Here is a 21,125-nt window from a genome sequence, read left to right as displayed (position 1 = left end):
GCCGTGCTCCTGGCTTTGCGGGAGCACGGGTTTCTCAGGGGTCAGGCGGCTTTCTTCAGTTCCAGTTCCAGCCGGTCCCAGATTTCCACCAGCGCCGAGACCAGATCCCGCATCATCTCTTCGCTATGGGCGGGGCCGGGGGTGAAGCGCAGCCTTTCCGTGCCGCGCGGGACGGTGGGATAGTTGATCGGCTGCACATAGGCGCCATATTCGGCCAGCAAGATATCGCTGATCCGCTTGGCCTTGACCGGATCGCCCACCATCAGCGGGACGATGTGCGTGACCGACGGCATCACCGGCAGTCCCGCTTCGGCCATCAGCCGCTTGAGCGTGGCGGCGGAGGCCTGCTGCCCCTCGCGCTCCTCGCTGGACTGCTTGAGGTGACGGACGCTGGCGAGGACGCCCGCGACCAGCACCGGCGACAGCGAGGTGGTGAAGATGAAGCCGGGCGCATAGCTGCGGATCACGTCGACGATCATCTGGTCGGCCGCGATATAGCCGCCCATGACGCCGAAGGCCTTGCCCAGCGTGCCTTCGATGATGGTCAGGCGATGGGCGACCTCGTCCCGTTCGGAAATGCCGCCGCCATGGGCGCCGTACATGCCGACGGCATGGACCTCGTCCAGATAGGTCAGCGCATTATATTCGTCCGCCAGATCGCAGATCGCGGCGATGGGGGCGATGTCGCCGTCCATCGAATAGACGCTTTCGAAGGCGATCAGCTTGGGTGCATCGGGGTCTTCGGCGGTGAGCAGTTCGCGCAGATGATCGACGTCATTGTGACGGAATACCCGCTTTTCGCAGCCCGAATTGCGGATGCCCGCGATCATCGAGGCGTGGTTCAGCTCGTCCGAGAAGATGATGCATCCGGGCAGAATCTTCGCCAGGGTGGAGAGCGTCGCTTCGTTCGAGACATAGCCCGAGGTGAACAGCAGCGCCCCTTCCTTGCCGTGCAGGTCGGCAAGCTCCGCCTCCAGATCGACATGATAATGGGTGTTGCCGCCGATATTGCGGGTGCCGCCGGAGCCGGCGCCGACATCGTGCAGCGCCTCTTCCATCGCGGCGACGACCTTGGGATGCTGGCCCATGGCGAGATAGTCGTTGGAGCACCAGACGGTGATCGGCTTGGGCCCGTTATGCCCATGGAAGCAGCGGGCGTTGGGAAAGGCGCCCTTGTTGCGCAATATGTCGATGAACACCCGGTAGCGGCCCTCGCTGTGGAGCCGGTCGATCGCCTGCGTGAAGATGTGCTTGTAGTTCACGTAACGCCCTAGTCCCTGATCCCGCATCCCCTCTTTGAGGGGGCATTTACCTGCTGTGGCCGCCTATTACCAGTGATAAACGCTCGCAGCGCTAGGGAGAAATACCTATCATAGTGATAGAAAGAATAGGGATTGGACCAAAGGTCCACCCGGTCACAGCGCCTCCACCCGTTCCAGCCCGTAGCTGGCGAGTGCGGGTCGCAGCGGCTCCACCGCGTCGTCGAGCCGGGTGAAGACGGCGGCGCCGGTGGAGGGAGCCGTGGGCCAGGGCTGGCCCTGGGTCAGATAGGCGATGCGCCGGGCGATCCCCTCGCCGCCATGGACGAAGCTCAGCGGGCGGGGCGAGGCGGCCGCCAGTTCCGCCTCCACCAGCGGAAAATGGGTGCAGGCCAGCACCACTATGTCCATGCGGTCGCCGCCGGGCTGGTCGAACAGGCCCGCCAGCGCGTCGCGGGCGATGGCGGGGTCGAGCGGCTGGCCGCGCAGCTTGGCTTCGGCAAGCTGCACCAGTGCCGCCGAACCGTGGCGCAGCACCGTGCAGTCGGCGCCGAATTCCGCCGTCAGCCGGTCGACATAGGGCTGGCGGACCGTGGCGTCGGTGCCGAGCACGCCGAAGACGCGGCTTTGCGAGAGCAGCGCGGCGGGCTTGATCGCGGGGACGGTGCCGACGACCGGAATGTCGAGCGCGGCGCGAACCGCCGACAGCGCGATGGTCGAGGCGGTGTTGCAGGCGATAACCGCCAGCCGGGGGCGATAGCGTTCCACCAGCCGCCCCAGCAGGGCGGGCACGCGGGCGGCGATCTCGGCTTCGCTCTTCGTGCCATAGGGGAAGCCCGCGCTGTCGGCGGCATAGACGATGGGGGCATGGGGCAGCGCCCTGCGCGCCGGGGCCAGGATGGAAAGCCCGCCGACGCCGGAATCGAAGAACAGCAGGGGGGCGGTGGGTGCGACTGTCATTGTTGCGCACATGTCGCGGGATGGGGCGGGGCTGTCAACATGGGGGTGAGGATTGGGGCGGGCGCGAGCGAAGCGGGTGTCGGCGCATATCATTGGGACATGCCGCTTGCGCGGCATGCCCTCCCCCAACCCCTCCCGCCTGCGGGAGGGAAGAAGCGAGGCGGACCTTCCGGCCAAATCGCTGTCTCGTTCATCTTCGGCGTTGCCCGCCGTACCGGGGACGCTATGGTCGCGCCGCAACCATTTCGGCGAGATCATGACTCCTCCCTGGCTCATTCCTGCATTCGTCCTGCTGTTCGGCTATCTGCTGGGCTCGATCCCCTTCGGCCTGCTGCTGACGCGCTTCACCGGGGCTGGCGACCTGCGCAAGATCGGATCGGGCAATATCGGCGCGACCAACGTGCTGCGCACCGGGCGCAAGGGGCTGGCGGCGGCGACGCTGCTGCTGGACCTGCTGAAGGGGGCGGCGGCGGTGCTGATCGGCGCGGCGCTGGTCGATGGCGGCGGGCCGATGGCGGGGGCGATGGCCTTTATCGGCCATTGCTATCCGGTCTGGCTGCGCTTTGCGGGGGGCAAGGGCGTGGCGACGATGATGGGGGTCGTCACCGCGCTTTACTGGCCCGCGGGCATCGTCTTCGCCATCGTGTGGCTGGCGGCGCTGTTCGGGACGAAATGGTCGTCCGTCGGCGGCATGTCGGCGGCGGTGAGCGCGCCGGTCGCCATGTGGTGCTTCGGGCGGCTGGATCTCTTTCCGGCGACGCTGGCCCTGGCCCTGATCGTGCTGTGGCGGCATCGCGAGAATATCGCGCGGCTGGTGAGGGGCACCGAGCCGAAGGTCGGCGCGTCGAAGAAAGCAGCAGCCGGGGAATGAGCGAGCAGGAGCGGTTCAACCGCCTGCGCCTGATCCGGTCGCCGCGCATCGGGCCGGTGACGTTCCGGCAGCTGATGGCGCGCTTCGGATCGGCGGGAGAGGCGCTGGCGGCCGTGCCCGATCTGGCGGCACGGGGCGGCGGCCGGGCCAGCGTGATCGAGGGCGCGCTGGTGGAGCAGGAGATTGCGCGCAGCCGCGCTGCGGGTGCCCGCTACCTGCTGATGGGGGACAGGGACTATCCCTTCCTGCTGGACCAGATGGAGGGCGCGCCGCCCGCGCTGATCGTGCGGGGGGACGTTGCGCTGGCGGCGCGGGATTGCGTGGCCCTGGTGGGGGCGCGCAACGCGTCGGCGGCGGCCTGTCGCTTTGCCCGCACCCTGGCGCAGGATCTGGGGCAGCGGGGCGTGGTGGTCGTGTCCGGGCTGGCGCGCGGCATCGATACGGCGGCGCATCAGGGATCGGTCGGCAGCGGGACGATCGCGGTCATCGCCTGCGGCATCGACATCGCCTTTCCGCCGGAAAATGAGGATCTGCAGGAGCAGGTCGCCAGCGAGGGCCTGCTGGTGACGGAGCATCCGCCCGGCGTGCAGCCGCTGGCGCGGCAGTTTCCGGCGCGCAACCGGATCATCGCCGGGCTGTCGCGCGGCACGGTGGTGGTGGAGGCGGCGCCCAGATCCGGGTCGCTGATCACGGCGCGGCTGGCCGGCGAGGCGGGTCGGGAGGTGATGGCGGTGCCGGGGTCGCCGCTCGACCCGCGCGCGCAGGGTTGCAACCAGCTCATCCGGGAGGGGGCAACGCTGATCCAGAATGCCGCCGATGTGATCGAGGCGATCGGGTCCATCGACGCGCGCATGGTGCGGCAGGGCGGGCTGGATTTTGCGGGCGAGCCGGTTTCTTCCGATGTGTCGGGGCGGGAGCGGGAGGCGGTGGTCGCGTTGCTGGGCGCTGCGCCGGTGCCGGTGGATGAAGTCATCCGGCTTTCGGGGCTGGGACCGGCGGTGGTGCATACGGTCCTGCTGGAGCTGGAGCTGGCGGCGCGGCTGGAGCGGCATGCAGGGGGAAGGGTCAGCTTGTCATGAACGGGACAATAGCTTCACGGACCAGGAAAATAGTCAGGGAAAGCGCAGAGCTGACAAAAATCCTCGCTTTGCCATTTGCCATTCTGGTGATTGGCTTAAGTGTCGTTGGAGGGGCATTGCAGATATTCTCTTCAGAGTCGGCTGCCCAAATATTCAGCAACATAGGTATTTTTCTTGCTGGCGGTATAATAAACTATAGATCCCTTCAAATCTGCCGACCGCACCAATATTTCACGCCGCGCCTGAAAGGGCTTTTTGGCCTTAGTCTGCTGTCGGGTGCTGGAATAATGCTTGGCGGTTTACTATTTATTTTACCGGGAATTTTTCTGTATCTCCGATGGTTTATCGCTTGGCCAATCCTGGTGGGCGAACAATCTTCCATCTTTGAAGCAATGAAAATGAGTTGGCACAGGACAAGGCGATGGGAATGGGCAATCTGTGTGCCCGTCGCCATTCTGGCGCTTCTGTTCTTGATCGCGATTGTCGGCTTGGTGTTTTCCGGAGTGAGCATCGAGAAACCCGACGGCCTCCTCGATGCGTTCATAGCGAACGCCGTTCTGAACGGCATCGTGTTGTTGACCAACATTATCGCGGTGGCGGCCTATGCCTGCATCAACCGCGATATGGACAGCGTGCTGACAAGCGCTTGACGTCCGCCGAAAACACCTTCCAGACTCGCGCGTGTACGTGAGGGTAATCTAAACCGGGGCTTGAATGCAGCTTGTCATCGTAGAATCGCCGGCCAAGGCGAAGACCATCGAGAAATATCTGGGCGGCGATTTCCATGTGCTGGCCAGCTATGGCCATATTCGCGACCTGCCCGCCAAGGACGGGTCCGTCGATCCCGACAACGGCTTTGCCATGAGCTGGGAAAATTATGGCGACAAGGGCAAGCAGCTGAAAGCCATTGCCGACGAGGCCAAGAAGGCCAGCCGCCTGATCCTGGCGACCGACCCCGACCGCGAGGGGGAAGCGATCAGCTGGCATGTGCAGGAGGTGCTGCGGGCGAAGAAGGCGCTGCCGCAGAAGGTGGACCGCGTGACCTTCAACGCGATCACCAAGCAGGCGGTGACCGAGGCGATGGCCCAGCCGCGCGCGCTGGACGAGGATCTGATCGACGCCTATCGGGCGCGGCGCGCGCTCGACTATCTGGTGGGCTTCACCCTGTCTCCAGTACTGTGGCGCAAGCTGCCGGGCGCCAAGTCGGCGGGGCGCGTGCAGTCGGTGGCGCTGCGGCTGGTCGTCGACCGGGAGCGCGAGATCGAAAGCTTCGTGCCGCAGGAATATTGGTCGGTCGCGGCCGAGATGGAGCAGGGCGGGCAGGGCTTTACCGCGCGGCTGGTGCGCTGGCGCGGGGAGAAGATCGAGCGGCTGACCATCGGCAGGGAAGGCGACGCCATGGCCGCGAAGGCGGACGTGGAGGCCGGGCGCTTCACCGTCGAAAAGGTCGAGACCAAGCCGGTTTCGCGCAATCCTCCGCCGCCCTTCACGACCTCCACGCTGCAGCAGGAGGCGGCGCGCAAGCTGGGTTTTTCGGCCAGCCATACGATGCGGATCGCGCAGCAGCTCTATGAGGATGGCGCGATCACCTATATGCGTACCGACGGCGTGCAGATGGACGGCAGCGCCGTTTCCGCGGCGCGCAAGGCGATCGCGGAGCGCTATGATGGCGGCTATCTGCCGGAAAAGCCGCGCCAGTATCAGACCAAGGCGAAGAATGCGCAGGAGGCGCACGAGGCCATCCGTCCGACCGAATTTTCGCGGGACAAGGTGGGTTCGGGCGATCATGCGCGGCTCTATGACCTGATCTTCAAGCGCGCGCTGGCGAGCCAGATGGCTTCGGCGCGGCTGGAGCGGACGGTCATCGATCTGGTCGACGGGACTGGGCAGCACGGGCTGCGCGCGACCGGGCAGGTGGTGATCTTCCCGGGCTTCCTGGCGCTTTATGAAGAGGGCCGGGATGACGTTAATCCGAACGACCCCGGCAAACATGCCGGGTCTGGGGAAGACGACGACAGCAAGCTGCTGCCGCGCTTGGGCGCGGGGGATGCTCCGGCGAAGAAGAAGGTGACGGCGGAGCAGCATTTCACCCAGCCGCCGCCGCGCTATTCCGAGGCTTCGCTGGTCAAGAAGCTGGAGGAACTGGGGATCGGGCGGCCTTCCACCTATGCCTCGACGCTTCAGGTGCTGAAGGACCGCGACTATGTGCGGATCGAGAAGAACCGCTTCTTCGCCGAGGAGAGCGGGCGGCTGGTGACGGCCTTCCTGGAGCGTTTCTTCGAACGGTACGTGTCCTACGACTTCACGGCGGGGCTGGAGGAGGAACTGGACGATATTTCCGGCGGCCGTGCGCAGTGGCAGGCGGTGCTGGAAGCCTTCTGGCGCGACTTCAAGCCCAAGACCGCCGAGGTGATGGAGCAGAAGCCGTCGGATATCACGGCCGAGCTGGACAAGTTCCTGGAGCCGATGCTCTTCCCTCCACGGGCGGACGGCAGCAATCCGCGCGCCTGCCCGATGTGCGGCGATGGGCAATTGTCGCTGCGGGGCGGGCGGTTCGGGGCGTTCATCGCCTGCTCCAACTATCCGGAGTGCAAATATACGCGCAAGTTCGGGCAGCCGGGCGGCAAGGACGGGGCCGAGGATACGGGGCCGGAGGTGCTGGGGCAGCATCCCGAAACCGGGCAGGATATCGTGAAGAAATCCGGCCGCTTCGGACCCTATATCGAGATGGGCGAGGGCAAGGAGGCGAAGCGCGGCTCCATTCCCAGGGACCTGCCCGATGGCGAGCTGACGCTCGATTGGGCGGTGAAGCTGCTCAGCCTGCCGCGCGAGGTCGGGCTGCATCCGGAGACGGGGAAGCCGATCGTCGCCAATATCGGGCGGTTCGGTCCCTATCTGCTGCATGACGGCAAATATGGGCGCCTGTCCTCCACCGCCGAGATTTTCGAGGTGGGCATGAACAGCGCCGTGGCCAAGCTGGCCGATGCGGCGAACCGGGGCGGGCGCGGGTCTTCCTCGCGCGAGCCGCTCAAGGTGCTGGGCAAGCATCCGCGGACGGAGGCCGAGATCAGGCTGATGGCCGGGCGCTATGGCCCTTATGTCACCGATGGGACGACCAATGCGACGCTGCCCAAGACGATCGAGCAGGATGCGCTGACGCTGGAGGAAGCGGCGCAACTGATCGACGCGCGGGCTGCGGCCGCTCCGGCGAAGAAGGGGAAGAAGGCGCCCGCGAAAAAGGCGGCGGCGAAGAAGCCCGCCAGGAAAGTTCCAGCTAGGAAAAAGGCTGCGGCAGAATAGGGAAGGCTAGTAAACCTCCTGTTTAGATATTCTGCTTATATCGAGAGTTATAGGCAGGAGATAATATGATCGAGTTTCTTAGACGCCCATGGAATGACAGCAAGGGCGCCACGGCCATCGAATACGGGCTGATCGCGGCTTTGATCGCCGTAGCTGCGATCGCATCCATGACCAGCGTGGGTGGCAAGCTGGGCAACACCTTCAACAATGTGAAGGGTAACCTGAAATAATCATGGCTACCCTTCACTCTATTGGATAGCGGCGTAAGCGTTACGGCGCTTCACGCAGTGCGCTACTCCACCCAATCGAGCCCTATGTCGCGGTAGATGAAGCGGTCATCCTCCCAATCTTCCTTCACCTTGACGTGAAGGTAGAGATGGACCTTGACGCCAAGCAGGCTGGCCAGTTCGGCGCGGGCCTTCGAGCCGATTTCCTTGAGCCGCTGGCCGCCCTTGCCCAGCACGATGGCGCGCTGGCTGGCGCGGCCCACGAGTATCTGCTGGTGGATTTCGACCGAGCCGTCCTCGCGCTCGCTATATTTTTCCGTGTCCACCGCGGCCGCATAGGGCAGTTCGGCATGGAGCTGGTGGTAAAGCTGCTCGCGGGTGATTTCGGCCGCCAGCATGCGGTCGGTGGCGTCGGACACCTGGTCTTCGGGGAAGTGCCAAGGGCCTAGGGGCATGGCTCTTGCGAAGGCGCTCTTGAGTTCGGGGAGGCCGTCGCCGGTGGCGGCGCTGACGAAGAAGGTTTCCTCGATGTCGAGCTGTTCATAGAGGCGCTGGGTGTGGACCAGCAGCTTTTCCTTGATGGCGATGTCGACCTTGTTGAGGACCAGCCACTTCCTTTCCGGACGAGCGGCGAGCGCGCTGATGATCGGTTCCATCTTGAGGCCGAGGCCCGCCTTGCCATCGACGATCAGCGCGATCAGGTCCGCGCCCTGCGCCCCGCCCCAGGCGGCCTGCACCATCGCGCGGTCGAGGCGGCGCTTCGGCGCGAAGATGCCGGGGGTGTCGACCAGCACCATCTGCGCATCGCCTTCGATCGCGACGCCCATGACGCGGGTGCGGGTGGTCTGCGCCTTGGGGCTGGTGATTGCCACCTTCTGGCCGACCAGCGCGTTCACCAGCGTCGATTTGCCGGCATTGGGGGCGCCCACGACGGCGATGACGCCGCAGCGCTGAGTGTCGAGATCAATCGTCAAACAAAACTCCGTTCACCCATGTGCCTTTGGCCTGGGCTTTCCTTCCTAATGCAAAATGGGAATGGGGGACAGGTTCAGCCGCCCAGCTTTTCCAACAAGGCCCTGGCGGCCGCCGTTTCCGCTTCCTGCTTCGATCCACCCGTCGCGCTTGCCTCGCCTGCCCCCTTGATGCTGACCGTCACGGTGAAGCGCAGCGCATGGTGGGGGCCGGAGCGGTCGGTGAGCGCATATTCGGGGGGCTTGCGCTTGTTGGCGGCGGCCCATTCCTGAAGTTCGGACTTGGGATGTTTGGGCGCGCTGGCCTGGGTATCGACGCGATTGCCCCAGAGACGGCGGACAAGGGCGCGGGCTTCGTCGAGGCCGCCTTCCAGATAGAGCGCGCCGATAAGCGCCTCCATGACGTCGCCCAGCACATTGTCGCTGTCGGCGGCGCCGTCGTCGCGGGCCTGCTTGCCGAGGATCAGATGCGCGGGAACGCCAGCGGCGCGGGCGACTTCGGCACAGGTTTCGCCCGATACCAGCGCGTTGAAGCGGCGGGACAGCTTGCCTTCCGGTTCGGCGGGAAAGCGGTCGAAAAGCCATTCGCCGATCAGCAGGCCGAGGATGCGGTCGCCCAGAAACTCCAGCCGTTCATAATTGACCGCATTGGCGCTGCCGTGGGTCAGCGCCTGGGCGAAAGTGGCGCCATCCCTGGGCGCACGGCCGATCAGGGATGTCAGCCAGCCTTCGGTATCCGGCCCAGGCGCTTTCAAATTCAAAAGCCTTCCCCGATACGGCTCCAGCGCGCGGCGGTGAACCAGGTCCAGGGGAGCAGCCAGTTGGCGCTGCCGTCGGTGGAGAAGACCGAGATCATCGCCTTGCCGACCAGATTTTCCTCCGGCACCAGGCCGATGCCGCCGCCGTCGACCGCCGGGAAGCGGCTGTCGGCGCTGCGGTCGCGATTGTCGCCCATCATGAAGAGATGGCCTTCGGGCACGACCACCGTGTCGCGGTCGTCCGCCGCGCCATCGGGCACGAGGTCGAGGACATTATAGCTTTTCCCGCCGGGCAGCGTTTCGCGATATTGGGGGTAGCGGCACTGGCGGCCGCCGCCGGGCGCGGCTTCCTCGAACTTCGGGCGGTAGCAGGGGGAGGGGCTGCCTTCCTTGGCGGCTGCATCCTCCATGTTCGGCGTGACCGGGATGACGAGGTCAGCGACCTTCTGCTTGGGGATCGCCTGGCCGTTCAGATAGACGGTGCCGTGGCGCACCGAGATCATGTCGCCGGGCAGGCCGATGACGCGCTTGATATAATCATTCTTCTGGTTCGGCGGCGCCTTGAACACCACCACGTCGCCGCGCTGCGGCGTCGAGGCGAGGATGCGGCCGGGGATCAGCGGGATGCCGAAGGGCAGCGAATAGCGCGAATAGCCATAGGGCCATTTCGCCACCAGCAGATAGTCGCCGATCAGAAGGCGCGGCTGCATCGATTCCGACGGGATGTTGAAGGGCGAAACGATGAAGCTTCGCAGGATGAAGACGAACACCGCCAGCTTTGCGAGAAACCAGAGGAAATCCCGCGTTTCGGATTTTGCGCTCATGCCTTGATCGTCTTTTCCTTCAATTCGCCCTGAAAACAGGCCGTCGCGGCTTTTGCGGGTTCCTAAAGCCGCCGTCAAGCGCGCTAGGGTCCAACTTGTCATCACTTCATGCTGCCCTTTTTCCGATCCGGCGGTGCATTAGCGGAACGAACTGGCTAAAAGAGGCGAGAATCGACAGGTGCAGCGTCGGTATCGATCAACGGTAAAACAAAAGGATATTCCCCAATGTCCAGCCCTGCACTGGCAGCGCTAGCGGCTTTTCCCCAGGCTGACCTCAAATCCATCTTCACCACCGATCCCGATCGGTTGAGCAAGTTCACCCTGACGCAGGGACCGATCCGTTTCGACTGGTCGAAGACGCACCTGACGGACGAACTGTTCGACGGTTTCCTGAAGCTGGCCGAGGAGAAGGGCTTTGCCGCGCAGCGCGATGCGCTGTTCGCGGGCGAGGCGGTCAACAATACGGAAGGCCGCGCCGCGGAACATCCGGCCGAGCGTGGCGAGGGCAATGCCGACAGCGTGGCGCGGGCCAAGATGTTCCATGGCCGGATGCGCGCGCTGATCGACGCCATCGAGGGCGAGGCGCTGGGGCCGATCCGGCATATCCTGCATATCGGTATCGGCGGATCGGCGCTGGGGCCGGACCTGATCGTCGATGCGCTGGGCGGCGATGGCGCGCGCTATGATGTCGCCATCGTGTCGAATGTGGACGGCACGGCGCTGGAGCGGGCGATTGCGCGCTTCGATCCGGCGGCGACGCTGATCGCGGTCGCGTCCAAGACCTTCACCACCACCGAGACCATGCTGAACGCGGCGAGCGCGATCAACTGGATGGTCGAGGCGGGCGTAGAAGACCCCTATGGCCGGGTGATCGCGCTGACCGCATCGCCCGACAAGGCGATCGAATGGGGCGTCGATGAAACCCGCGTGCTGCCCTTTGCCGAGAGCGTGGGCGGGCGTTATTCGCTCTGGTCGTCGATCGGCTTTCCGGCGGCGCTGGCGCTGGGCTGGGATGCGTTCGAGAGCCTGCTGGAAGGCGCGGCGGCGATGGACCGGCATTTCCGCCTGTCCGATCCCCGGCAGAACGCGCCGCTGATCGCAGCCTTTGTCGACCAATATTATGCGCGGGTGCTGGGGTGCCAGACGCGGGCATTGTTCGCCTATGATGAGCGGCTGCGGCTGTTGCCTTCCTATCTCCAGCAACTGGAGATGGAGAGCAACGGCAAGAGCGTGACGCGGGACGGCGCGCCCGTCGACGGGCCGACGGCGGCGATCACCTGGGGCGGGGTGGGGACGGACGCGCAGCATGCGGTGTTCCAGTTGCTGCATCAGGGCACGATCCTGACGCCGGTGGAGTTCATCGCCTCGATCGAGCCGGGCCATGCGCTCGACCCGGCGCATCACCGGGCGCTGCTGGTCAACTGCTTTGCCCAGGGGGCTGCCCTGCTGCGTGGCAAGGAGAATGCGGCCGATCCGGCGCGGGCCTATCCCGGCAACCGGCCGTCGACCACCATCCTGCTGGACGATGTGACGCCGGAGGCGCTGGGCGCGCTGATCGCTTTCTACGAGCATCGCACCTTTGCCAATGCCGTGCTGATGGGGATCAATCCGTTCGACCAGTTCGGCGTCGAACTGGGCAAGGAAATCGCCAAGTCCATCGAAGCCGAAGGGCCCAAGGGCTTCGATCCTTCGACCATGGCGCTGATCGATCTGGCGCTGGGCGGCGCGTAAGCGCAAATCCCGTTTGTAACTCCGCTGGGCAGCCTCCATATGCGAGCGCAATCCAGCGGAGGCATGCATGAGCGACTATGATTTCGACCTTTTCGTCATCGGTGCGGGATCAGGGGGCGTGCGTGCGTCCCGCGTTGCGGCCTCCCATGGCGCGAAGGTCGCGGTGGCGGAGGAATATCGCGTCGGCGGTACCTGCGTCATTCGCGGCTGCGTGCCCAAGAAGCTGCTCATCTATGGTGCGCATTTTGCCGAGGATCTGAAGGACGCGCGGCGTTTCGGCTGGAATGTCCCGGACTGCGATTTCGAATGGACGACGCTGCGCGACAATGTGCTGGCCGATGTCGATCGGCTGGAGGGCCTTTACAAGAATACGCTCGACAGCCACAAGGTCGAGCTGATCTCCGAGCGGGCGACGATCACCGGGCCGCATGGCGTGAAGCTCGCCAGCGGGCGGGAGATCAGCGCGAAATATATCCTGGTCGCGACGGGCGCATGGCCGGTGATCCCGGAGATCGAAGGCGCCGAGCATGGCGTGACCTCCAACGAGGTCTTCCATCTGGAGGAGTGCCCGAAGCGTATCGTCATTGTCGGGGGCGGCTATATCGCCAATGAATTTGCCGGGATTTTCCATCAGTTCGGCAGCCATGTGACGATCGTCAACCGGTCCAACATGCTGCTGCGCGGCTATGACGAGCAGATCCGCGACCGGTTGCTCCAGATCTCGACGATGAAGGGGATCAATTTCCGCTTCAATGCCGAGATGGAGAAGATCGAGAAGAATGAGGACGGGACGCTGTGCGTCCGCTTCAAGGGCGGCGATCCGATTGCCTGCGACCTGCTGCTGTTCGCGACCGGGCGGCAGCCGCAGGTGCAGGGGCTGGGGCTGGAGAATGCCGGGGTCGAGCTGAACGGGAAGGGCGCGATCAAGGTCGATGAATATAGCCGGACCAATGTCGAGAGCATCTATGCCGTGGGCGACGTCACCGACCGGCTGCAACTGACCCCGGTGGCGATCCGCGAGGGGCATGCCTTTGCCGATACGGTGTTCGGGGACAATCCGCGGACGGTGGATTATCATTGCGTGCCTTCCGCCGTGTTCAGCCATCCGCCGCTGGCCGGGGTGGGGCTGACCGAGGCGCAGGCCAAGAATAAATATGGGACGGTGAAGATCTACACCTCCGACTTCCGGCCGATGAAGAATGTGCTGGCCGGGCGCGACGAGCGGGCGCTTTACAAGATGGTGGTGGATGCGACGACCAACAAGGTGGTCGGGCTGCACATGATCGGGCCGGACGCGCCGGAAATCCTGCAGGCGGCGGCCATCGCGGTGAAGGCGGGGCTGACCAAGCAGGAGTTCGACGACACGGTGGCGCTGCATCCCAGCATGGCCGAGGAGCTGGTGCTGCTGAAATAAAGGTCAGTCGCGCCGGGCGAAGGTCACGACGAGCGCGTCGCGCCATGCGGGCTGCTTGGGGTCGACGGGGTGGATTTCGGTGACGCCGTGCAGGATGCGGCGGTCGTCGATCAGCACGGCGTCGCCCGGCCGCGCCAGGGTGAATTCGCCGAGGCCCTCGCCAACGGGTGATCCGATGCGGGTGATGCCCTCGCGGACATTGCGCCGTTCCACCAGCATGACGAACACCCAGTCGACGCCGTCGCGGTGCATGCCTTCGGGGGTCGGGCGGCCGAGTTCGCCACTGCGCGCCTCGATGCGGAACTGGTGGACTTCGACATGCTGGGGCGCAGCGAGGGCGAAGCTTTTTGCGCAGAAGGCGAAGATCGACTGCATGACGGCATTGTCGATGGTGGCCTGCCCGACCGGTTTGAACCAGCGCTGCACGTCGCCGTTCAGCGGATTATAGTCGCGGCTCTGATAATGGGGCTGATGCGGCTGGCGGGTGAAGCTGCCCGCTTCAAGGGCGAAGGTCGCATGACGGCGGCGGCGATAGCGGCCGCCGTCGGCCATGTAGCGATCGGGGCCGAGATCGTTCCAGCTTTGCGCGAACGCTTGCCAGTCGCGGGGACGGACGGTGAGCAGCGCCATGCTTTCCTGACCGCTCAGGCGGGCATAGCCCTTGGCCGCCAGTTCGCCCCTCAAGGTGGCCATGTCCGGGAGAAGAAGGGTGCTGTCCGTCATTTGTCCTAGCCTAAGCTCCCCCGGAAACGAGCGATAGAGCCAGTTTCCGCAAGCTGGGCTTGGGGCCGTCAACCGATCCAGTAGGGCACGATCTGGCGATTGTCGGGATCGACATGGATCGGGCGGTCGGCGGGCGGAAAGGCGCGCTGGTCGCAGCTCTGGCGCGGGCAGAGGCGGCAGGTGATGCCGATCGGCGTGGCGGCGCCCTCCACCTCCAGTTGCAGGCCGTCGGCATAGACGAAGTTCGCGGCATGGGCGATCTCGCAGCCCAGCACCACCGCGAAACGGCGGGGCGTGCGGCTGTAGCTGCCCGACGGTTTGACAAGGCCCTTCGCCATGGAGACATAGCGCACGCCGTCCGGGGTTTCGCCGAGCTGGACGTTGATCCGGTCAGGGATGGCGACGGCCTCATGCACGTTCCACAGCGGGCAGGCGCCGCCGAAGCGGGCGAATTGCAGGCGGGTGGCGCTGTGCCGCTTGGTGATGTTGCCTGCCATGTCGACGCGGCAGAAGAAGAAGGGAATGCCGCGTAGGCCCGGCCGCTGGAGCGTCGAAAGGCGGTGGCAGGCCTGTTCGAAGCTGACGCCGAAGCGGCGCGCGAGACGGTCGATGTCGTGGCGCACCTCGCGCGCGGCTTCCCGGAATGGGGCGTAGGGCATCAGCAGCGCGCCTGCCGCATAATTGCCAAGGCCGATGGCGAGCAACCGGTCGGCGCCTAGCACGGGAAGGCCCGCCTTGCTCACCACATCGGCGATCACGGCCTGCCCTTCCAGCATCATGAGCTGGTGGGCGAGCATGAATTTGCGGCTTTCGGTCGGAAGCGCTGCGTTGACGAACAGCCGCTTTTCGCTGCTGGTATAGGATCGGAGCGCGGAATCCGGGGTTTCGGCGATCAGCGTCTCGATGCCGTGGCGGCGGGCGAGCGCCTCCACCAGCATGCCTTCGTCCAGCGTCTGCCCCGCGGTGAAGCTGGCGGCCATGTCTTCGGCCAGGCAATCGAGGCTGTGGACATAGTTGCCCGCCTCATGGAACCAGTCGCGGGCGGCCTCCCAGGGTAGGCGGGCCTGGACGGCATGATCGTTGGCGATCGCCTCCTCGATCATGTTGATGCGTTCATTGGCCCGCATATGGGCGTTATAGAGATCGACGTAACGGGCGGCGAATTCGGGAAATTGCAGGTGGAGCTTCTCTATCCGCTCCGGCTCCATCGGCGCGCCCTGAAGCTCCGGATGGCCGAGCGCGAAGGTGAAGGCGCCCAGCAGCTGCTCGTCCTCCCGGCTGTCGAAACTGGCCCAGTCGGTGGGGAAGGCGCTGGCGAGCGCGGCCTTCACCTTGGCGGTGAGGGGGCGGTCGTCATTTTCCATCTGGCTGAGATAGGATACGGAGATGCCGAGCGCCTGCGCCATGGTCGCCTGGTCCATGCGATGGTCCAGGCGAAGCTGGCGCAGGCGGGGGCCTGCAAAGATTCGATTGCCGCGAGCCATGGTTCGTCCATAATTTGCAAAATCGCGATTTGCAAATTGGCAAAATTGCATTTGCGAAAATGCGAAAAGATTGGGAAGGGGCGGACAGAGACGTCCGCGACAAGCCGGAGAGAAGCGTAATATGTCGAAGCTCGCCATCATCGAACAGTTGGAAGCCAAGCGCGAAGCCGCGCGTCTGGGCGGCGGCCAGCGCCGCATCGATGCCCAGCATGCCAAGGGCAAGCTGACCGCGCGGGAGCGGCTGGACGTGCTGCTGGACGAGGACAGCTTCGAAGAAATGGACATGTATGTCGAGCATAACTGCATCGACTTCGGCATGGATGAGCAGCATATTCCGGGCGACGGCGTGGTCACCGGATCGGGCACCATCAACGGCCGCCTGGTCTACGTCTTTTCACAGGACTTTACCGTTTACGGCGGGGCGGTGTCCGAACGGCACGCGATGAAGATCTGCAAGATCATGGACATCGCCATGAAGGTCGGAGCGCCGGTGATCGGCCTCAATGACTCGGGCGGCGCGCGCATCCAGGAAGGCGTTGCCTCGCTGGCGGGCTATGCCGAAATCTTCCAGCGCAATGTTCTGGCTTCGGGCGTGGTGCCGCAGATCAGCGTCATCATGGGGCCTTGTGCGGGCGGCGCGGTCTATTCGCCGGCCATGACCGACTTCATCTTCATGGTGAAGGATTCAAGCTTCATGTTCGTGACCGGCCCGGACGTGGTGAAGACCGTCACCAACGAGGTCGTGACGCAGGAGGAACTGGGCGGCGCGGTCACCCACACCACCAAGTCGGGCGTGGCCGACGTGGCGTTCGAAAATGATATCGAGGCGCTGCTGGCGGTGCGCGATTTCGTGGACTTCCTGCCCGCGTCCAACAAGGAACCGGTGCCGGAGCGTCCGAGCGCCGACGCATGGGACCGGATCGAGGAGAGCCTGGACACGCTGATCCCGGCCAATGCGAACCAGCCCTATGACATGCATGAGCTGATCCGCAAGGTCATCGACGAGGGTGATTTCTTCGAGGTCCAGCCCGCCCATGCCGCCAACATCATCTGCGGTTTCGGCCGGATCGAGGGCAAGACGGTGGGCATCATCGCCAACCAGCCGATGGTGCTGGCCGGGGTGCTGGACATCAATTCGTCCAAGAAGGCCGGGCGTTTTGTCCGCTTCTGCGACGCGTTCGAGATTCCGATCGTGACCTTCGTCGACGTGCCGGGCTTCCTGCCGGGCACCGCTCAGGAACATTCGGGCATCATCAAGCATGGCGCCAAGCTGCTGTTCGCCTATGCCGAGGCGACCGTGCCGAAGATCACCGTCATCACCCGCAAGGCCTATGGCGGCGCCTATGACGTCATGTCCTCCAAGCATCTGCGCGGCGACCTCAACTATGCCTGGCCGACCGCCGAGATCGCGGTGATGGGTGCCAAGGGCGCGGTGGAGATCATCTTCCGCGGCAGGACGCCCGAGGAGATCGCCGAAAAGACCAAGGAATATGAAGACCGCTTCGCCAACCCCTTCGTGGCGGCGAGCAAGGGCTTCATCGACGAGGTGATCCAGCCGCATTCGACCCGCAAGCGGATCGCCCTCGGCCTGCGCAAGCTGCGCAACAAGAGCCTGGAAAATCCGTGGAAGAAGCACGACAATATTCCGCTGTGACGGCCCGATGGGCCGTCATCCCAGCGCAGGCTGGGATCTCGTGCGGCCGGATCGGGCTTTGGGGGATGAGACCCCAGCTTTCGCTGGGGTGACGAAGGTGGTGAAGTGAAATGAAACTCGGCCGTCTCAATCATATCGGCGTGGCGACGCCTTCGCTGGAAGCCAGCATCGCTTATTATCGCGACATCATGGGCGCGACGATCACGCATGAGCCCTTCGACATGCCGGCGCAGGGGGTGAAGGTCTGCTTCGTCGATACGCCGGGCGAGAACGGCACGGCGGGCACGCAGATCGAACTGATCGAGCCGCTGGGCGAAAACAGCCCCATCCACGGCTTCATCGCCAAGAACCCGGCGGGCGGGCAGCATCATATGTGCTATGAAGTGCCCGATATTCTGGAAGCCAAGGCCTGGTTCGAAGGGCTGGGGAAGAAGGTGCTGGGGGAGCCGCGCATCGGGGCGCACGGCACGCTGATCTTCTTCGTCCATCCCAAGGATATGAACGGGGTGCTGACCGAAATCATGGAAACGCCGAAGGACCGGGCGGGGCACTGAATTCGTCATGCCGGACTTGATCCGGCATCCTGCTCATTTCGCGAGTGGGACAAGGCAGCGGGACCCCGGCTCAAGGCCGGGGTGACGAAGGTAGGATGGAAGAAAAATGACCGACAAGCCAACGCTGGATCAGTGGGCCGCCGCCGCCGCCAAGGAGGTGAAGGGCAAGGATCTGAACTGGGAAACCCCGGAAGGGATCACGGTGAAGCCGCTTTATACGGCGGACGATGTGACGGTCGATCCGGGCCTGCCTGGTTTCGCGCCGTTCACGCGCGGCGTGCGGGCGTCCATGTATGCCGGGCGCCCCTGGACCATCCGTCAATATGCGGGCTTCTCGACCGCCGAGGAATCCAACGCCTTCTATCGCCGCAATCTGGCGGCCGGGCAGAAGGGCCTCAGCGTCGCCTTCGACCTCGCCACCCATCGCGGCTATGACAGCGACCATCCCCGCGTCGTCGGCGACGTCGGCAAGGCGGGCGTGGCGATCGACACGATCGAGGACATGAAGATCCTGTTCGACGGCATTCCGCTCGACCAGATGTCGGTGTCCATGACCATGAACGGGGCGGTGATCCCGATCCTGGCCTTCTTCATCGTCGCGGGCGAGGAGCAGGGCGTCGAGCGCAGGCTGCTCGACGGGACCATCCAGAACGACATTCTGAAGGAGTTCATGGTCCGCAACACCTATATCTACCCGCCCGAACCCTCGATGCGGATCATCTCGGACATTTTCGGCTATACCAGCCGCGAGATGCCCAAGTTCAACAGCATCTCCATTTCCGGCTACCATATGCAGGAAGCGGGCGCGACGCAGGTGCAGGAACTGGCCTTCACCATCGCGGACGGCATCGAATATGTGAAATATGGCGTGGCTTCGGGCCTAGACATCGACAAGTTCGCCGGGCGCCTCAGCTTCTTCTTCGCCATCGGCATGAACTTCTTCATGGAGATCGCCAAGCTGCGCGCCGCGCGCGTGCTGTGGCATCGCGCCATGACGAAGCTGGGCGCGAAGGACGAGCGATCCAAGATGCTGCGCACCCATTGCCAGACGTCGGGCGTGTCGCTGACCGAGCAGGACCCCTATAACAACGTCATGCGCACCACCATCGAGGCGATGGCGGCCATGCTGGGCGGCACGCAGTCGCTGCACACCAACGCGCTGGACGAGGCGATCGCGCTGCCGACCGACTTCTCGGCCCGCATCGCGCGCAACACGCAGATCGTCATCCAGGAAGAGACCGGCATGTGCAATGTCGTCGATCCGCTGGGGGGCAGCTATTATGTCGAGGCGCTGACCCAGCAACTGGTCGATGCCGCGCAGGAGATCATCGACCGCGTCGAGGCCGAAGGCGGCATGGCGAAGGCGGTCGGCGCGGGCTGGCCCAAGGCGATGATCGAGGAAGCCGCCGCTGCCCGCCAGGCGCGCGTCGACCGGGGCGAGGACGTCATCGTCGGCGTCAACAAATATCGCCTGGCGAACGAGGATCTGCTCGAAACGCTGGAAGTCGACAACACCAAGGTTCGCGAGGCGCAGATCGCCCGCATCACCAGGGTGAAGGCGGAGCGCGACGAAGCGAAGTGCCAGGCGGCGCTGGAAGCGCTGCGCGCCGCCGCCGCAGGTCAGCAGTCGATCGAAAACAACCTCCTCGCCCATGCGGTCGAAGCGGCGCGCGCGCGCGCCACGCTGGGCGAGATCAGCGCCGCCATGGAGGATAGTTTCGACCGCTATGGCACGGTGCCGACGCCGGTGAAGGGCGTCTATTCCAAGCCTTATGCCCAGGACAGCCGCTGGAAACAGGTTCTTGACGGGGTGCAGGCCGTCGAGCGGCGCCTCGGTCGCAAGCCCAAACTGCTCGTCGCGAAGATGGGGCAGGATGGCCACGACCGGGGCGCCAACGTGATCGCGTCCGCTTTCGGGGACATGGGTTTCGACGTGGTGTCGGGGCCGCTGTTCCAGACGCCGGAGGAAACGGTGGTGCTGGCGCTCGACAGCGGAGTCGATGTCGTCGGTGCTTCCAGCCTTGCGGCCGGACACAAGACGCTCATTCCCGAACTCATCAGGCAGCTCCGGGAAAAGGGCCGCAACGACATCAAGGTGATCGCGGGCGGGGTCATTCCGCCGCAGGATTACGACTTCCTTCGTGACGCGGGCGTGCAGGGCATTTATGGACCGGGCTCCAACGTCGTGGAATGCGCCGCCGATGTGCTGCGTCTCCTCGGCCACAACATGCCCCCGGCGGGGCTGGAGGAAGCCGCTTGACCACCGTTACCCCTCGCACCGACTGGACGCGCGACGAGATCGCCGCGCTGTTCGACCTGCCCTTCAACGACCTGATGTTCGAGGCGCAGTCGATCCATCGTGCGAACTTCCCGCGCAATGAAGTGCAGCTTTCGACGCTGCTGTCGATCAAGACCGGCGGCTGCCCGGAGGATTGCGGCTATTGCAGCCAGTCGACCGAGGCGGAAAGCGGCCTCAAAGCCACCAAGCTGATGGACGTGCAGGCCGTGCTGCAGGCGGCGGCGCAGGCCAAGGACCATGGTTCGGGCCGTTTCTGCATGGGCGCGGCGTGGCGCAATCCCAAGGATCGCGACATGCCCAAGCTCATCGAAATGGTGAAGGGCGTGCGCCAGATGGGCATGGAAACCTGCATGACGCTGGGGATGCTGTCGGCCGACCAGGCGAAGCAACTGGCCGACGCGGGCCTCGATTATTACAATCATAATATCGATACTTCGCCGGAAAATTACGCCAACGTCATCACCACCCGGACCTTCGAGGACCGGATCGAGACGCTGGAGAATGTCCGCGACGCGGGCATCAACGTGTGTTGCGGCGGGATCGTCGGCATGGGCGAGACGCGGTCGGATCGCATCGGTTTCCTCCATGCGCTGGGCACCATGCCGCATCCCGAAAGCGTGCCGATCAACGCGCTCGTGCCGGTGGCCGGGACGGTGCTGGGCGATATGCTGAAGGACACGCCGCTTGGCCGTATCGACGAGGTGGAGTTCGTGCGCACCGTCGCCGTGGCGCGGATCGTGATGCCGCAGTCGATGGTGCGCCTGTCGGCGGGCCGCGAGAGCATGAGCGAGGCCTGTCAGGCGCTTTGCTTCATGGCGGGCGCGAACAGCATCTTCACCGGCGACAAGCTGCTGACCGCAGCCAATGCCGGGGACGACAAGGATAGTGCGCTGCTTTCCAAGCTCGGGCTGGCGCCGATGATGGCGCAGCCGCACGGGCATCTGGAGGCGGCGGAGTAACGATAGGTTCACCACTCGTCACCCCGGACGTGATCCGGGATCCCGCTTTTTTCGGAAA

At 64.7% G+C, this 21,125-nt stretch carries 18 protein-coding genes; 11 read left to right on the top strand and 7 right to left on the bottom strand.

Going from position 1 to position 21,125, the window contains the following annotated elements; translation table 11 throughout:
- Positions 1-41: 41 nt before the first annotated feature.
- Both hemA and murI read right to left on the bottom strand, forming a co-directional pair.
- Positions 42-1,262, bottom strand: a complete 1,221-nt coding sequence (hemA, locus tag MJ601_RS00505) for a 5-aminolevulinate synthase (RefSeq protein WP_348635541.1) — start codon at positions 1,260-1,262, stop codon at positions 42-44.
- A 153-nt stretch (positions 1,263-1,415) separates the two neighbouring features.
- A complete protein-coding gene (gene murI, locus MJ601_RS00500) occupies positions 1,416-2,219 on the bottom strand; it encodes a glutamate racemase (RefSeq protein ID WP_242122627.1) in 804 nt (267 codons plus the stop codon).
- Positions 2,220-2,475: 256 nt separating this feature from the next.
- On the opposite strand from murI, the gene plsY reads away from it, so the two are divergent.
- The 5 genes from plsY to MJ601_RS00475 all read left to right on the top strand — a co-directional run bounded on the left by plsY (position 2,476) and on the right by MJ601_RS00475 (position 7,699).
- Positions 2,476-3,090, top strand: coding sequence for a glycerol-3-phosphate 1-O-acyltransferase PlsY (plsY, locus tag MJ601_RS00495; protein WP_242122912.1), 615 nt, complete (start codon positions 2,476-2,478; stop codon positions 3,088-3,090).
- Positions 3,087-4,169 carry a DNA-processing protein DprA gene (dprA, locus tag MJ601_RS00490; RefSeq protein WP_242122626.1) on the top strand — a complete coding sequence of 361 codons (1,083 nt, stop codon included), beginning with the start codon at positions 3,087-3,089 and terminating at the stop codon, positions 4,167-4,169. Before plsY ends, dprA begins: the two co-directional genes overlap by 4 nt.
- Positions 4,166-4,819 (top strand): glycerophosphoryl diester phosphodiesterase membrane domain-containing protein, encoded by a 654-nt coding sequence (locus MJ601_RS00485; RefSeq protein ID WP_242122625.1) that lies wholly within the window; start codon positions 4,166-4,168, stop codon positions 4,817-4,819. Before dprA ends, MJ601_RS00485 begins: the two co-directional genes overlap by 4 nt.
- A gap of 64 nt (positions 4,820-4,883) precedes the next feature.
- The gene (topA, locus tag MJ601_RS00480; RefSeq protein WP_242122624.1) at positions 4,884-7,469 is read left to right on the top strand and encodes a type I DNA topoisomerase; all 2,586 of its coding nucleotides are present in this window, start codon (positions 4,884-4,886) and stop codon (positions 7,467-7,469) included.
- Positions 7,470-7,534: 65 nt separating this feature from the next.
- On the top strand, positions 7,535-7,699 hold the full coding sequence (locus MJ601_RS00475; protein ID WP_245405592.1) for a Flp family type IVb pilin: 165 nt from the start codon (positions 7,535-7,537) through the stop codon (positions 7,697-7,699).
- Between the two features lie 62 nt (positions 7,700-7,761).
- Here the strand turns inward: MJ601_RS00475 and era are convergent, their stop codons facing one another.
- From era to lepB, 3 genes are all read right to left on the bottom strand, one after another.
- Complete coding sequence (gene era / locus MJ601_RS00470) at positions 7,762-8,670, bottom strand: GTPase Era (RefSeq protein WP_242122623.1); 909 nt, start codon at positions 8,668-8,670, stop codon at positions 7,762-7,764.
- 74 nt (positions 8,671-8,744) lie between these two features.
- Positions 8,745-9,428 (bottom strand): ribonuclease III, encoded by a 684-nt coding sequence (gene rnc, locus MJ601_RS00465; protein WP_242122622.1) that lies wholly within the window; start codon positions 9,426-9,428, stop codon positions 8,745-8,747.
- Positions 9,425-10,249 (bottom strand): signal peptidase I, encoded by an 825-nt coding sequence (gene lepB, locus MJ601_RS00460; RefSeq protein WP_242122621.1) that lies wholly within the window; start codon positions 10,247-10,249, stop codon positions 9,425-9,427. The genes rnc and lepB overlap by 4 nt, the downstream gene beginning before the upstream one ends.
- A gap of 225 nt (positions 10,250-10,474) precedes the next feature.
- Here lepB and pgi point away from each other — a divergent pair, with 225 nt between their 5' ends.
- On the top strand, positions 10,475-11,980 hold the full coding sequence (pgi, locus tag MJ601_RS00455; protein ID WP_242122620.1) for a glucose-6-phosphate isomerase: 1,506 nt from the start codon (positions 10,475-10,477) through the stop codon (positions 11,978-11,980).
- Between the two features lie 67 nt (positions 11,981-12,047).
- Positions 12,048-13,394 carry a glutathione-disulfide reductase gene (gene gor, locus MJ601_RS00450; protein WP_242122619.1) on the top strand — a complete coding sequence of 449 codons (1,347 nt, stop codon included), beginning with the start codon at positions 12,048-12,050 and terminating at the stop codon, positions 13,392-13,394.
- A 3-nt stretch (positions 13,395-13,397) separates the two neighbouring features.
- On the opposite strand, the gene MJ601_RS00445 is transcribed toward gor, so the two are convergent.
- Positions 13,398-14,117, bottom strand: a complete 720-nt coding sequence (locus tag MJ601_RS00445; protein WP_242122618.1) for a 2OG-Fe dioxygenase family protein — start codon at positions 14,115-14,117, stop codon at positions 13,398-13,400.
- A 68-nt stretch (positions 14,118-14,185) separates the two neighbouring features.
- Positions 14,186-15,601 carry a helix-turn-helix domain-containing protein gene (locus MJ601_RS00440; protein ID WP_242122617.1) on the bottom strand — a complete coding sequence of 472 codons (1,416 nt, stop codon included), beginning with the start codon at positions 15,599-15,601 and terminating at the stop codon, positions 14,186-14,188.
- 121 nt (positions 15,602-15,722) lie between these two features.
- On the opposite strand from MJ601_RS00440, the gene MJ601_RS00435 reads away from it, so the two are divergent.
- The 4 genes from MJ601_RS00435 to bioB all read left to right on the top strand — a co-directional run bounded on the left by MJ601_RS00435 (position 15,723) and on the right by bioB (position 21,067).
- On the top strand, positions 15,723-17,255 hold the full coding sequence (locus MJ601_RS00435) for an acyl-CoA carboxylase subunit beta (protein ID WP_242122616.1): 1,533 nt from the start codon (positions 15,723-15,725) through the stop codon (positions 17,253-17,255).
- A 110-nt stretch (positions 17,256-17,365) separates the two neighbouring features.
- Entirely contained in the window at positions 17,366-17,809 is a 444-nt protein-coding gene (gene mce / locus MJ601_RS00430) for a methylmalonyl-CoA epimerase (protein ID WP_242122615.1), read from the top strand.
- Positions 17,810-17,915: 106 nt separating this feature from the next.
- Positions 17,916-20,069: a methylmalonyl-CoA mutase gene (gene scpA, locus MJ601_RS00425; RefSeq protein ID WP_242122614.1), complete on the top strand. Its 2,154-nt coding sequence runs from the start codon at positions 17,916-17,918 to the stop codon at positions 20,067-20,069.
- The gene (gene bioB, locus MJ601_RS00420; protein WP_242122613.1) at positions 20,066-21,067 is read left to right on the top strand and encodes a biotin synthase BioB; all 1,002 of its coding nucleotides are present in this window, start codon (positions 20,066-20,068) and stop codon (positions 21,065-21,067) included. Before scpA ends, bioB begins: the two co-directional genes overlap by 4 nt.
- The last annotated feature ends 58 nt before the right edge of the window (positions 21,068-21,125 follow it).

Source organism: Sphingobium trunci (assembly GCF_022664535.1).
Lineage (GTDB): Bacteria > Pseudomonadota > Alphaproteobacteria > Sphingomonadales > Sphingomonadaceae > Sphingobium.
Note: the sequence above shows the minus strand (reverse complement) of the source record. Positions and strands in the feature narration are given on the sequence as shown.

Bases quoted from the DNA above. Each gene is read 5' to 3' on its own strand.
- murI (WP_242122627.1), bottom strand. From the start codon at position 2,219: ATGACAGTCGCACCCACCGCCCCCCTGCTGTTCTTCGATTCCGGCGTC.
- plsY (WP_242122912.1), top strand. From the start codon at position 2,476: ATGACTCCTCCCTGGCTCATTCCTGCATTCGTCCTGCTGTTCGGCTAT.
- dprA (WP_242122626.1), top strand. From the start codon at position 3,087: ATGAGCGAGCAGGAGCGGTTCAACCGCCTGCGCCTGATCCGGTCGCCG.
- MJ601_RS00485 (WP_242122625.1), top strand. From the start codon at position 4,166: ATGAACGGGACAATAGCTTCACGGACCAGGAAAATAGTCAGGGAAAGC.
- topA (WP_242122624.1), top strand. From the start codon at position 4,884: ATGCAGCTTGTCATCGTAGAATCGCCGGCCAAGGCGAAGACCATCGAG.
- MJ601_RS00475 (WP_245405592.1), top strand. From the start codon at position 7,535: ATGATCGAGTTTCTTAGACGCCCATGGAATGACAGCAAGGGCGCCACG.
- lepB (WP_242122621.1), bottom strand. From the start codon at position 10,249: ATGAGCGCAAAATCCGAAACGCGGGATTTCCTCTGGTTTCTCGCAAAG.
- pgi (WP_242122620.1), top strand. From the start codon at position 10,475: ATGTCCAGCCCTGCACTGGCAGCGCTAGCGGCTTTTCCCCAGGCTGAC.
- gor (WP_242122619.1), top strand. From the start codon at position 12,048: ATGAGCGACTATGATTTCGACCTTTTCGTCATCGGTGCGGGATCAGGG.
- MJ601_RS00445 (WP_242122618.1), bottom strand. From the start codon at position 14,117: ATGACGGACAGCACCCTTCTTCTCCCGGACATGGCCACCTTGAGGGGC.
- MJ601_RS00440 (WP_242122617.1), bottom strand. From the start codon at position 15,601: ATGGCTCGCGGCAATCGAATCTTTGCAGGCCCCCGCCTGCGCCAGCTT.
- MJ601_RS00435 (WP_242122616.1), top strand. From the start codon at position 15,723: ATGTCGAAGCTCGCCATCATCGAACAGTTGGAAGCCAAGCGCGAAGCC.
- mce (WP_242122615.1), top strand. From the start codon at position 17,366: ATGAAACTCGGCCGTCTCAATCATATCGGCGTGGCGACGCCTTCGCTG.
- scpA (WP_242122614.1), top strand. From the start codon at position 17,916: ATGACCGACAAGCCAACGCTGGATCAGTGGGCCGCCGCCGCCGCCAAG.